Origin of the sequence: Thalassospira sp. GB04J01 (genome assembly GCF_000751115.1) — a bacterium.
Lineage (GTDB): Bacteria > Pseudomonadota > Alphaproteobacteria > Rhodospirillales > Thalassospiraceae > Thalassospira > Thalassospira lucentensis.
On sequence record NZ_CCDX020000005.1, the window covers coordinates 166,898 to 179,898 of the forward strand.

Annotated in this window: 12 protein-coding genes; 5 read left to right on the top strand and 7 right to left on the bottom strand. The window is 53.0% G+C overall.

The window, feature by feature from the left end:
• Positions 1 to 48: 48 nt before the first annotated feature.
• The 4 genes from AMM48_RS02310 to AMM48_RS02325 form a co-directional block, all read right to left on the bottom strand.
• Positions 49 to 240 (bottom strand): hypothetical protein, encoded by a 192-nt coding sequence (locus AMM48_RS02310; RefSeq protein ID WP_081649506.1) that lies wholly within the window; start codon positions 238 to 240, stop codon positions 49 to 51.
• A gap of 130 nt (positions 241 to 370) precedes the next feature.
• On the bottom strand, positions 371 to 1,261 hold the full coding sequence (gene mmsB, locus AMM48_RS02315; RefSeq protein WP_102782764.1) for a 3-hydroxyisobutyrate dehydrogenase: 891 nt from the start codon (positions 1,259 to 1,261) through the stop codon (positions 371 to 373).
• Positions 1,262 to 1,330: 69 nt separating this feature from the next.
• Positions 1,331 to 2,425, bottom strand: a complete 1,095-nt coding sequence (locus AMM48_RS02320; RefSeq protein ID WP_102782765.1) for an enoyl-CoA hydratase/isomerase family protein — start codon at positions 2,423 to 2,425, stop codon at positions 1,331 to 1,333.
• A gap of 3 nt (positions 2,426 to 2,428) precedes the next feature.
• A complete protein-coding gene (locus tag AMM48_RS02325) occupies positions 2,429 to 3,568 on the bottom strand; it encodes an acyl-CoA dehydrogenase family protein (RefSeq protein WP_102782766.1) in 1,140 nt (379 codons plus the stop codon).
• A 228-nt stretch (positions 3,569 to 3,796) separates the two neighbouring features.
• Between AMM48_RS02325 and AMM48_RS02330 the strand changes: the two genes are divergently transcribed.
• The 4 genes from AMM48_RS02330 (at position 3,797) to hemB (ending at position 8,292) form a co-directional block, all read left to right on the top strand.
• On the top strand, positions 3,797 to 5,083 hold the full coding sequence (locus AMM48_RS02330) for a PLP-dependent transferase (RefSeq protein WP_102782767.1): 1,287 nt from the start codon (positions 3,797 to 3,799) through the stop codon (positions 5,081 to 5,083).
• 157 nt (positions 5,084 to 5,240) lie between these two features.
• Positions 5,241 to 5,999 (top strand): DeoR/GlpR family DNA-binding transcription regulator, encoded by a 759-nt coding sequence (locus tag AMM48_RS02335; protein ID WP_244271093.1) that lies wholly within the window; start codon positions 5,241 to 5,243, stop codon positions 5,997 to 5,999.
• Positions 6,000 to 6,004: 5 nt separating this feature from the next.
• A complete protein-coding gene (locus AMM48_RS02340) occupies positions 6,005 to 7,201 on the top strand; it encodes an MFS transporter (RefSeq protein WP_102782768.1) in 1,197 nt (398 codons plus the stop codon).
• Positions 7,202 to 7,290: 89 nt separating this feature from the next.
• Positions 7,291 to 8,292 (top strand): porphobilinogen synthase, encoded by a 1,002-nt coding sequence (gene hemB / locus AMM48_RS02345; RefSeq protein ID WP_102782769.1) that lies wholly within the window; start codon positions 7,291 to 7,293, stop codon positions 8,290 to 8,292.
• Positions 8,293 to 8,389: 97 nt separating this feature from the next.
• On the opposite strand, the gene AMM48_RS02350 is transcribed toward hemB, so the two are convergent.
• On the bottom strand, positions 8,390 to 9,352 hold the full coding sequence (locus tag AMM48_RS02350) for an HAD hydrolase-like protein (RefSeq protein WP_102782770.1): 963 nt from the start codon (positions 9,350 to 9,352) through the stop codon (positions 8,390 to 8,392).
• 483 nt (positions 9,353 to 9,835) lie between these two features.
• On the opposite strand from AMM48_RS02350, the gene AMM48_RS02355 reads away from it, so the two are divergent.
• On the top strand, positions 9,836 to 9,994 hold the full coding sequence (locus AMM48_RS02355) for a DUF1127 domain-containing protein (protein ID WP_081649507.1): 159 nt from the start codon (positions 9,836 to 9,838) through the stop codon (positions 9,992 to 9,994).
• 122 nt (positions 9,995 to 10,116) lie between these two features.
• Here AMM48_RS02355 and AMM48_RS02360 read toward each other — a convergent pair whose 3' ends face one another.
• Positions 10,117 to 11,658 (bottom strand): malonyl-CoA synthase, encoded by a 1,542-nt coding sequence (locus AMM48_RS02360; protein ID WP_102782971.1) that lies wholly within the window; start codon positions 11,656 to 11,658, stop codon positions 10,117 to 10,119.
• 124 nt (positions 11,659 to 11,782) lie between these two features.
• Complete coding sequence (locus AMM48_RS02365) at positions 11,783 to 12,949, bottom strand: type III PLP-dependent enzyme (RefSeq protein WP_101300552.1); 1,167 nt, start codon at positions 12,947 to 12,949, stop codon at positions 11,783 to 11,785.
• Positions 12,950 to 13,001 lie beyond the last annotated feature (52 nt).

Consider the following 13,001-nt stretch of genomic DNA (forward strand, 5'->3'; position numbering starts at 1 on the left):
GAATAAAACACTGACCGACACCGCCACCCGCTCTTTATATTGTATACATTATCCCTTGTTGAGAACGTATTCAAGTTTTCGTGCAGCAACCCGCTTCAACTGTTCCGGATTCCGGCTGACCGGCCCTGCCACAGTCACTTCTGTTCCCGTCTGTCCGTCAATCGCTGTGCACCGCAAATAGGTTCCGACCTGACGCAGTTCGAAATAAATCTCTCGGGTCGTGGTTGGGCGCGTGCTCATGTCGAACGTAAAACCTTACTCGGGATAAAATACCACTCTATTTTGCGCGCATTTTCAGACAACGCAATAGTTATAACGTAAACGGGCCCGGCGAACCGGACCCGTTGTAACAACTCGTCAAGATGATGCGTTACTTCTCACCATCAAGCATTTTGACAATCGCCGAGAAATCCATACCGCCATTTCCACCATTGGAATAAAGCGCATAAAGGCTTTCCGCCAGCGCCCCCATCGGGGTTGTTGCCCCCGATGCCGCCGATGCTTGCTGGGCCAGCTTCAAATCTTTAAGCATCATGTCCACCGCAAAGCCCGGTTGATAGTCCCGGTTTGCCGGTGACGTCGGCACCGGCCCCGGCACCGGGCAATAGCTCGTCAAGGCCCAGCACTGGCCTGACGCCTTTGATGAAACATCAAACAGCTTCTGCGCATCAAGACCAAGACGCTTGGCCAACATAAATGCCTCGGACACAGCAATCATATTCACGCCAAGAACCATGTTATTACAGATCTTGGCTGCCTGCCCGGCCCCACTGTCACCCGCATGGATGATATTGCTGCCCATCGCATCAAGGATTGACTCGGCACTGGCGAAATCGGCTTCGCTGCCACCAACCATGAATGTCAACGTCCCCGCAGCCGCCCCAGCCGTTCCGCCCGATATAGGTGCATCAACAGCGCCAAACCCCTTGGCCTTTGCCAAGTCTGCGGCCTTGCGCGCGGCATCGACTTCAATCGTCGAGCTATCAATCAGGATCGTTCCGGGTGCCGCATTGGCAACCACCCCATCCGGCCCATCATAAACCGACAAAACATGCTTGCCCGCCGGAAGGACCGTGACAACAAAGTTCACATTGCTAACAGCCTGGGCAACTGTATCTGCCTTGGTGGCACCGGCATCCACCGCCTTAGCGATCGCATCCGCAGAAAGGTCATAGACCTTCAGCGCATGACCGGCCTTAAGCAGGTTTTCCGCCATTGGCCCGCCCATATTACCCAAGCCGATAAAACCGATATTCGCCATTTGAAGTCTCCTCTGACGTCCCGTTTGCGGAACTTTGTTTGCATCACATTCGTCACAGATCGCTGTGACTTAAAGGTTCAGTTCCCGATCTGCTGGCAACGGCGCGAAATATTCGGCCACTTCACGCGGATCAACCTGCCCAACATCACCATGCTGCCATTTCGGCGCATGATCCTTGTCAATAATCACGGCACGCACCCCTTCAAACAAATCGGGCTTGCGGACCATGCGCTGTGACAGGCGAAACTCCATATTCAACACTTCGCCCAACGTCATATCCTGCCCTTGGCGGATTTGATCGAAACTGACGCACAGTGCTGTTGGCGACTTGCCACTTAATGTCTTAAGACAATCTGCGTTGAACGCCGTGTCCTCACGCCCCAACGCATCAAAAATTGCCGCAACACTGTCAGCAGAAAATGCCTGATCAATCTTATCACGCTGCGCATCAAGGCTGGCCTCGCCCATGTCGGCATGAAACCCGGTCAGAATCTCTGTGACTGCAGCAAAAGCATCCGAACCGTAATCGGCCTGCACCAACGCAGCTTTCACTGCCGCGACCTGATCGGCATGAACACCGTGGGTCGCAAGACCTGCATAAAGACAGTCCGCCGCCTTAAGGCGCGCCCCGGTCAAACCAAGGTACATCCCGATTTCTCCGGGGCATCGCGACAGGAAATACCCACCACCAACATCCGGGAAAAAGCCAATGCCGGTTTCAGGCATTGCAAACATGGTGCGTTCCGTCACAACGCGGAACCGACCGTGAATGGAAACCCCGACACCGCCCCCCATCGTGATGCCATCCATCATCGCGACATAGGGTTTTGGGTAATTGGCGATGGCATGGTTCAAATGATATTCACGGCGATAGAACGCATCGAGCATATCTTCATCATCGACAGCGCGCGCATCATAAAGACCGCGAATATCGCCACCAGCACAAAATGCCTTCTCGCCAGCCCCCTCGACGACAACAACCTTGACCGCAGGATCATTTTCCCACGATTTCAGTTGGGCAGCCATCATGTCCACCATATCGAGATCTAGCGCATTCAGCGCGCGCGGACGGTTCAACAGGATATGACCAACCGGTCCGTCCATTTTGAACAAAACGGGGACTTCAGACAGCTGGCTCTGATCGTTGTTTTTTTCGCTGGTCATCTCTCAATCCTTTAGGGCGGCACGCGATATGATCAGGCGCATGATTTCGTTCGTGCCTTCCAGAATTTGATGCACCCGCAAATCGCGCAGCAACCGTTCAATCGGATATTCGCGAATATAGCCGTATCCGCCATGCAGTTGCAGGGCCTCGTTACAGACCTGAAATCCGATATCGGTCGCAAACCGTTTGGCCATGGCGCAAAACTGTGTCGCGTCATCGGCCTTAAGGTCGAGTTTCCATGCGGCTTTATGCAGCATCAAGCGGGCGGCTTCGAGTTCGGTTACCATATCTGCAAATTTGAACTGCAACGCCTGAAACTGATCAAGGCTACGGCCAAATTGCTTTCTGACTTTCATATGGTCACGCGCATGGTCCATCGCGGCACGCGCCCCACCGATTGAGCAGGCAGCAATGTTAAGGCGCCCGCCATCCAGCCCCTTCATGGCAAACTTGAACCCCTCGCCTTCGGCACCAAGGCGGTTTTCGGCTGGAACCTTACAATTGCTAAAAATAACAGCCGAAGTCGGCTGACTGTTCCAGCCCATCTTTTCTTCAAGCTTGCCAAAGGACAGGCCCACGGCGTCCTTTGGGACAATAAAGGTCGAAATCCCGCCCGGACCATCATCCCCGGTACGCGCCATGACAACATAGATATCGCTACGCGATCCACCGGAAATAAACGCCTTCTCACCATTTAGGACATAGTGGTCGCCGTCGCGTACCGCACTGGTCCGAAGGGCACCCGCATCAGACCCGGCACCGGGTTCGGTCAGGCAATAGCTTGCAAAATGCTCCATGGTGACAAGCTTTGGTAAGAACCGGGCACGTTGTGCATCCGTCCCAAAGCTGTCAATCATCCAGCAGGCCATATTGTGAATGGAAATATAGGCCGCAGTCGACGGACATGCCGCTGCCAGTTCCTCAAAAATCACAACCGCGTCATGTCGCCCAAGGCCCGACCCGCCATATTCATCACGGGTATAAATCGCGGCAAAGCCAAGCTCAGCCGCCTTGCGTAGGGTTTCTTCAGGAAAGATATGTTTTGCGTCCCACTCACCCGCATTTGGCGCCATTTCGTTCTGGGCAAAATCGCGGGCAGTATCAGCAAAAGCCTGCTGATCGTCTGTCAGGTTGAATTCCATTGGATCGCCGCCTCTGATGTTCTTCTATTTTCCCTTTACGTAAACGTGAAACGGCCTGTTTGTCAATTCATTCGGTATAACAGTACCGAATTATCACAATGCATCGCAGCCTCACCAACGACGTGCAAAACATTTGTCGAAATCACCAAATGTTTCTTGCTGACGCCCTATCGGTGCGCGTACCTTTTTTGCCTCAGAGAAAAATCATAAATCAGGGAAAACGACATCATGACGTCCATGAAACCGGAAACCATTGTCCTCCATGCTGGATACCGCGCCGAACCGACAACTGGTTCTGTTGCCGTACCGCTTTATCAAACCACCAGTTATCAGTTCCGTGACACACAACACGCAGCGGACCTTTTTGCGCTCAAAGAGTTGGGCAATATCTATACCCGTCTGATGAACCCGACCAATGATGTGCTTGAACAACGCGTTGCCGCCCTTGATGGTGGTGTTGCAGCCGTGGCGCTGGCGTCCGGCCAGGCCGCATCAACCTTTTCGATTTTGAATATTGCCCAGGCTGGCGACAATATTGTCAGCTCCACCGACCTTTATGGTGGCACATGGAACCTGTTTGCCAATACCTTTAAACAGATGGGGATCGAGGTCCGCTTTGCCGATCCGTCTGACCCTGAAAACTTCCGCCGCCTGACCGATGACAAGACACGTGCCTATTACGCCGAAACCCTGCCTAATCCGAAATTGCACGTTTTCCCGATCCGTGATGTCGCCAATATCGGCGATGAGCTCGGCATTCCGTTGATTGTCGATAATACTGCCGCGCCTGTGATCTGTAAGCCGATTGAACATGGTGCGAGTATTGTTATGTATTCAACAACCAAATTCATTGCTGGCCATGGCACATCGGTTGGCGGGATCGTGGTTGATTCCGGTAAATTTGATTGGGAAAAACATGCAACCCGCTTCCCGCTTCTGAACGAACCCGACCCCAGTTATCACGGGGCTGTCTGGACGCAGGCCGTCAAACCGATTGGCCCGGTTGCCTATGCTATCAAACTGCGCTGCACCGTGCTGCGTGACATTGGAGCCGCCGCCTCCCCGTTCAATTCGTTCCAGACCATTCAGGGCATGGAAACCTTGGCTCTACGCATGGAACGCCATTGCGAAAACGCCAATAAGGTTGCCGACTTCCTGTCCAAACACCCCAAGGTCACAAAGGTCATTCATCCCAGCCAGCAAGATGGCGAAAGCCGCAAACGTGCGGACACTTATCTTAAGGGCGGTTACGGATCCTTGATGGGCTTTGAACTTTCGGGCGGCAAGGAAGCCGGTGAGAAGTTTATCAATGCGCTGGAACTTCTTTATCATGTTGCAAACATCGGTGACACACGCTCACTCGCCATTCATCCGGCGACAACGACTCACAGTCAGCTCTCAGAAGAAGATCGTCTTTCATCGGGTGTGACCGATGGCTACGTGCGCCTTTCCATTGGGATCGAGCATATTGACGATATCCTTGCTGATCTGACACAGGCGCTTGCTAAAGCCTGACCAATCTGCACGGTTACGATAAAGCAATCGCATCAGACCATGACCGGCCATGAAATGTCATGGCCGGTTTTTTGTTGACCCCGTTACCCAAACGCCGTAAATGCGCATTATCGGCAAAACATGCAAAACGTGCAATTTACGCAACAGGCAAACGATCATGTCCGTCACCACCCGCCAACAGGAAATACAAACTTTGGTCCGTGCCCATGGCACCGTCCATATCCATGATCTGGCCGCTTTGTTTCACGCATCCCTTGATACGATCCGACGTGATTTGCGCCAACTTGAAGACGAAGGACACCTGCGCCGAATTCACGGCGGGGCAATCCTGCCCAATACCGCTACAGCAACCTATGACGAACGCGCCAAGGAACTTCAGCCCGAACGCGCGGCCATCGCAAAAAAAACCGCAAACGACCTTATCCCCGACCACGGTGTTTTCTTTTTTGACAGCGGCACGACCATCTGCGAGGTCGCCCGGCATTTAAAACCATCGTGCCGCGGCACGATCATTACGGTTAACCCCATGGTTGCGGTTGAACTGGCCAAGCACCCCAACGCCAACGTCATCATGATTGGTGGTCTGCTGCTGAAAAACGACATGGTGGTCAGCGGCCCGACAACGGTTGACGAAATTCGTAACTACAATGCCGATATCGCCCTTTTGGGGACCTGCGCACTTCACCCCGAAGCCGGTCTTTCGACCACCACGGCCGAAGAACGCGCGACCAAGGCCGCAATGATTAACCAGTCTGCTGAAATCATTGCCGTCACAACGGCCGATAAACTCGAAACAAGCCTTCCTTACCGCGTATGTGACATTGACGCGATTTCATACCTTGTGACCGGGCGGAAACTTTCGGCGGGGTACCTCGCCAATTATTCTGATCGCGGCCTTAACGTTATTCAGGCGTAAACGACATGCACGATTACACCAAAGCCCATAACAGGGTCCGCGCCATTTTCTTTTTGCATGGGGCTGCGTTTTCGAGCTGGGTTCCCCACATCCCGCTGGTTCAGGAACGCCTTGATCTTGGTCACAATGACCTTGGCGGTATTTTGCTGGCGGCGGCCATCGGTGTTTTGGCCGTAATGCCAATTGCCGGACGGCTGGCTGACCGTTTCGGCAGTGAACGTGTCGTACGCTATTCCGGTTTGTTCTATTTCATTGCCGTTGGGCTTCCTGCATTCATGCCGTCCTATCTCAGCATCACAATTGCGATGTTTGCCTTGGGCTTTTCTGGCGCGTTTCTGGATGTCGCGATGAATGCCAACGGCTTGAATGTGGAACGCCTTCGGGGCCGTAGCATCATGTCGGGTCTTCACGGCTTCTGGAGCCTCGGCGGTTTTGCCGGTGCCGGGATTGCGGCCGCGTGGTTTGCCCTGCCCATCCCGATCGCAGCGCACTTGCCAACCGTGCTGTCTATCTTCCTTATCGCACATGTGATCATGCAGGCGGGCCTTGTCCCTGATGCCGCCGTCCATGCTCAAACATCTCAACCTGACATACAGCAACCCAACCCGACCACCCAAAACCTCAAACGACGCCCGCTCATTGTGTTTTTGTTGCCATTTGGGGTGTGTGCCTTCATCGGGCAATTTGGCGAAGGTGTGATTACCGACTGGGCAACTGTCTTTATGAATAGCGAACTATCGTCCGGTCCGACCATGGCAGCAGTTGGATTTGCGATCTATTCATGTGCCATGGCCGCAACGCGATTGTCGGGCGATATGCTGGTGATGAAATTTGGCCGAGCACAGGTCCTTTTAACCAGTTCATGCCTGGCGTCCCTCGGCACCTTCATCATCGCATTGTCTCCGCATTTCGTTGTGGCGTGGATCGGATGTGCCATCGCGGGGATGGGACTTGCCGTGATATTGCCATTGCTGTTGTCTGCCGCTTCAAAGGCCACGGGCAAAGGCGGTGGCACAGTGGTTTCAATTATTGCGGCCACGGGGTATTCAGCCATCATGGCGGGACCGCCGGTTATTGGTGCCATTGGTGAGTTATTCGGGCTTGTAAATGCCTTTATCGTCACGGCCAGTTTCCTGTCTCTGATCATTCCTGTTTATCTGCTAACCATGCGTCGGCGTTTGCAAATTGCGGGCAATGGTTGATCCGGCGCGCATTCTGCCGCATAAATTGACCAGCCGGTCCTGCCGGTGACATAGCCCCACAAAGCAGCCCACAAAATAGAGAACAGATCATGGCCAAATCCCATACCTATGGCGCATTCCCCCGCAACCGCCAGCGTCGAAACCGCATGTCCGACTGGTCGCGGAAAATGGTCGCGGAAACCCGGCTGACACCCCATGATCTGATTTTGCCGGTGTTTGTTGTGGACGGCTCCAATCAACGCATGCCAATCCCATCGATGCCCGGTGTCGAACGCCAATCAATTGATGTTTTGGTTGAAACGGCAAAACATGCGCAAAGCCTTGGCATTCCGGCCCTCGCCCTGTTTCCCTATATTGATGTAAGCCTTAAAACCAAGGACGCGCGCGAAGCATACAATCCTGACAATGTTGTCTGTCGCGCGACCAAGGCGATCAAGGACGCCTGCCCTAACCTTGGCGTGATCACCGATGTCGCCCTTGATCCGTTCAATGCCGATGGTCAGGACGGCATTGTGGTTGATGGTCAGATTCTGAATGACGAAACCACCGAGGCACTGGTCCGTCAGGCACTGGTTCAGGCGCAGGCAGGTTGTGATGTAGTCGCCCCCTCTGACATGATGGATGGCCGCATCGGCGCCATTCGCGACGTGCTTGAGGGCGAGAACCTTAAAAACGTGCAGATCATGGCCTATGCCGCGAAATACGCGTCATCGTTCTATGGACCGTTCCGCGATGCCATCGGATCGGCAAGCGCGCTGGGTAAGGCTGACAAAAAAACCTATCAGCTTGACCCCGCCAACACCGACGAAGCCATGCGCGAAGTGGCTTACGATTTGAACGAAGGTGCAGACTCCGTCATCGTTAAACCCGGTTTGCCCTATCTTGACGTGCTTTATCGGGTCCGTCAGGAATTTGGCGTTCCGGTCTTTGCCTATCAGGTGTCAGGTGAATACGCGATGTTGCGTGCGGCCGCGGCAAATGGCTGGCTGGATTATCTTGGCTGCGCAATTGAAACACTGTCGTGTTTCAAACGTGCCGGCGCATCGGGCATTCTGACCTACAGCGCAATCGAAGTTGCCGAAGCGCTTTAATCCGCAAATGTAATTAGCTGACTTAAAAGATCCTTGAACGAAACAGAGGACCTCACCAGAGGCCCTTTGTTGTATGGTCTATGTGGTTTATTTTCTATCAGGCGACTTCGGTTTTGATATTGTCGCCGATGCCAAATCCAATAGCGCGGGCACAGAAATGCGGGCGAAGACCGGCACGGGCAAATACGCCTTCGATATCCTGCCCATCAAGGAAACCACCCTGATGCACCAAAAGGGTCTTAATCCCGACAGAAAGCCCGCCCAGCACATCGGTATGAACCGTATCCCCAACCATCAGTACACGGTCGCGTTTTACATCCGGATGCCGCCGCAGAACTTCTTCGAATACGTGATGATACGGTTTACCAACACATTGCGGCATCACACCGCAGGCATCTGCGGCCAAATGCGCGAAATAACCTGACTCAACCGACAGGAATTCCCCCATCGGGGCGCAGATATCCGGGTTACCAACCAAAATCGGTCGTGGATTGTCACGCAGGCTTTGCTCGAGCAGGTTCTGCTGGGAGTCAGACCAGCTTTCAGAATCAATAAGAAGGAAACCACCGACCGCATCATATAGTGCGCGGTCTTCGCCAAGCGGTTCAACAGTGTCAGGCAGCACATGGAACGGCCAATCTTTTGGCGCCATTGCCCCCCAATACGTAATGTCGCCATGGCTATTCATCATCGGGGCGACAAATTGCTGGCTGCTGATCAGACTGCGGGCATCAAAATCAAATCCGCGATTGCGGTGGCGGGCCAAAATAGCCTCGGCCGAGCTTGACGCGTCATTGGTAACAACAGCAATGCTTTTACCCATGCCCTGTAAATGCGCAATGGTATCAACCGCACCGGGGATGGCTGTTGGGCCGCTATTAAGCACGCCAAAGGCATCAAAGACGATCAAATCAAACTGATCCGCAATCGACAGAAGGTTTTCAACATATTCTGTCTTTTGGGGCACCGCATCGACACGCACCTCAGGCAAACGGGGCGCATAGTGCAAATAGGCCTCGATTGCCTGCTCAAAATTGAGCCTGGGGCGGTTGATGCTCATGTTCGATTCTCCTGATCATATGGGGTGCGAAACGCATAGCGGGCCCATTCAACCCGATTAAGCGACCTTTTTACATCCCAATTTTTTAATGCAAGGCCATTCGGGACTAAACAACCCTTACGCGTTAAGCAACTTCGTTAGCCATGCGCCGCAAGCATAGCAATAAAACACCGAAAAGCATCGCTACATGACAGAACTAAAGCCAATTCGTTGCAATTTGGTGACTTTTTGCACTTTCCAAGCGACTGCCATGCAAAAAATGCATTGGAATTACACAAATGCCGAGCGTAGATTGCCCTCACGAAATGAATAGGACGTATCGACTGGTGAATGCGCCATCAAGCAGATGATCACTCGATACATTGTAAACAAACCGACACGTCAAACCAGTTAACTATTCCGCATGCGGAATACCTTCGGTGAGAACATGCCGGTTATCTGAACAGGCGCCGAAAAATCGGCCGGTTTGAAATAGGTGATGAAATGATCGTAACTAAAATTTTTGCTTTCCTCCGCGCTCTTCGCGTTCAGTACCAGACCCAGGTTGCGCTGCGTAAACTTGATCCGCGCGAACTTGCCGACATCGGTCTGAACCGCGACATGATCGACGATGTAGCACACCGCGTTGCTTTCGGTCGTTAATCAACGACTGAAACGTCCGATGAAAACAACCCCGGCAGTTTTGCCGGGGTTTTTCTTTATCTGCCTGCTGCAATAGACCAAACGAATGACCTACCCCGCAGAGCTTATCAATGTTCTGCCGTCTAATCGGCAAATAGCGCCTTGTGCTCTTCGCGCAGGATATTCTTCTGCACCTTGCCCATCGCATTGCGTGGCAGTTCGCCCACAAAAAATACCCGTTTTGGCACTTTGAAATTGGCCAACTGTGATTTGATGGCACCGATGACATCGTCTTCTGACAATTCATCGCTACTACATACGATCACTGCGACGACCGCCTCACCAAAGTCCGGATGGGCAACACCAATCACAGCACTCTCAACAACACCATCCATTTTGTCGATCAGCGTTTCAATTTCCTTGGGATAGATATTAAACCCGCCGGAAATCACCAGGTCCTTGGCCCGACCGACGATATGGACATATCCCTTGGCATCGATCTTGGCGATGTCACCGGTGATAAAGAAGCCATCATCGCGAAATTCCTCGGCCGTTTTTTCGGGCATCTGCCAATAGCCGGCAAATACATTCGGACCACGCGCTTCAAGCACACCGACCTCATCGGCAGCCAATATCGTGCCGGCATCATCACAAACGCGCACATCCACATCGGGCAATGCCGGTCCAACCGTATGCACAATGCGGTCACCATCCAGCGGGTTTGACGTCGCCATCCCCATTTCAGTCATGCCATAGCGTTCAAGCAAGGCCTTGCCGGTGCGCTGTTCAAACGCGGTAAAGGTCTCGGACAGCAACGGGGCGGAACCGGAAATAAACAACCGCATGTTAGCGCTAACATCGGCAGTGAAATCATCCTCGGACAGCAAACGGACGTAGAAGGTCGGAACCCCCATCATGACCGTACTGCGCGGCAAAAGCGCCAGAACCTGATCACGGTCAAACTTCGGCAGGAAAAACATCTTTGAGCCCGACAACATCACGCAGTGGCAGGCAATGAACAGGCCATGGGTATGAAAGATCGGTAAGGCGTGCAGCAAGACATCGTCGCCGGTAAAGCCCCACAGCGTTTCGAGTGTTGACGCATTAGACCACAGGTTCATCTGGGTCATCATCGCGCCCTTGGGCTTGCCGGTTGTTCCCGACGTGTAAAGGATTGCAGCAAGGTCATCATCAGCACAGGCCACGGGTGCGAAATCATCGCCCTGCTCTGCTGCGCCTGAGACCAACGTCCCGTCCGCTTCCGTGCCAAGGGTCAAAACAGATTTAACACCCTGTTCTGCGGCGATTGCGCTGACTTCTGCTTCACGATGCGGCTGACAGACAAAAATCACCGGCGATGCATTGCCCATGAAATACGCCAACTCACCCGCCTGATAAGCCGTGTTGAGCGGCAAATAAACAAGACCGGCACGAATACATCCAAGATACAAAAACAGGGCTTCGGGTGATTTATCGACCTGAACCGCGATCCGGTCTCCCTTTTTGGCCCCCAACGAGATAAAAAGCCCGGCAATGCGGGCTGAATATGTATCCGCATCGCCATAGCTATAAGTCTTGCCATCTGGTGTTTCGATCAAAACTGACGACAAATCAGCCGGGAACCGGTCCCGAATACGCATAAAAAGGCTGTTGGTCACAGTAACGCTTCCCCGATGAATTATCATTGGATCAGCAGACATAACCACCGATCCTGTTCGCGGGCAGCATAGTGCAACCAACCATTAACGGTAAACAAGTACTATTTTACCGTAATGGTTGGTTTTATGCGAAATGCGTTAGGCGGAAAGATTACGCAACATACGGGAATTCACCGTCGACAAACGGGAAAGCCTCGCCGACGGTAACTTGGACTTCCGGGTGGAACCCATTGAAATTCGTCGCAAGCGCGTTGCTATAGGCCCCAATATGACCAAATTCGATCCAGTCCCCTTCACGAATATCTGCTGGCAAATTCACGGTTGCTGGCAGGACATCCATATTGTCGCAGGTCGGTCCATAGATGGTGAAATCAAGCGTTTCCTCAGGATCAAATTCGCCCTTAAGACGCATGGGCCGCACAGGATAGCGTAATTGACCGGTCACGGTTTCTGACAGGCTGCCATACACACCATCATTGATGAAAAGCTGATCTTCCTTGCGCAGCTGCACCTGGGTAATCAGGGACACGCCGCTTGAAACAAGAGCTCTGCCCGGTTCGCACATGAAGGTCGTTTCAGGCATATCAAGCCATCGGATGCAGTCCTTGATTTCATCCATGATTTCTTCAAGTGCCGGACCGCGCTGGTTCATATACTGGCCGGGGAAACCGCCGCCCACATCAATGTGTTTCACCTTCACGCCCGAGAAATCGACAACTTGGCGGATCAGCTCAATCGCAATGCGATAGCCGTTTGCCGTCGTGCATTGCGACCCAACATGGAAGCAAAGCCCGGCCTCATAGCCCAGTGCGTCAACCTGCTTAAGAAGTTCGGCCGCAGCCATTGGGCGGGCACCAAACTTTGCTGATAGATTATAGATTGCACCGGCCGGCGGGGTCGCCAAACGTACATGGATTTTCAGATTGGTGTCGCCGTCGGTTTCTTCTCGGATTTTTTTAAGTTCATCTTCGGTATCAATCACATAATGATCAATGCCAAAGACCCGGTGTGCACTGCGAATGCCATCGCGGCTTTTAACCGGATGCATGAAGTAGGACTTCATGCCGGGGAACTGGCGGCGCACCAATGCAATTTCATCTGGCGAGGCCGTATCAAAATGCCTCACCCCACCTTCATGCAGATAGCGCATGACTTCGGGATGCGGATTACATTTCACCGCATAGAGAACGTCACCAGGGAACATATCGACAAAGCGCTGCGCTGTTTCTCGAAGGATATTGGGCCTAAGACAATAGACCGGATAGGACGGCTTAAGTTCCTTAACAACATCGAACGTCGTATCGAAATGACGCGGCATGTAAACTCCATCGTTCACGGGTATCTGGCGCCCAGACACGCATTATCGCCGG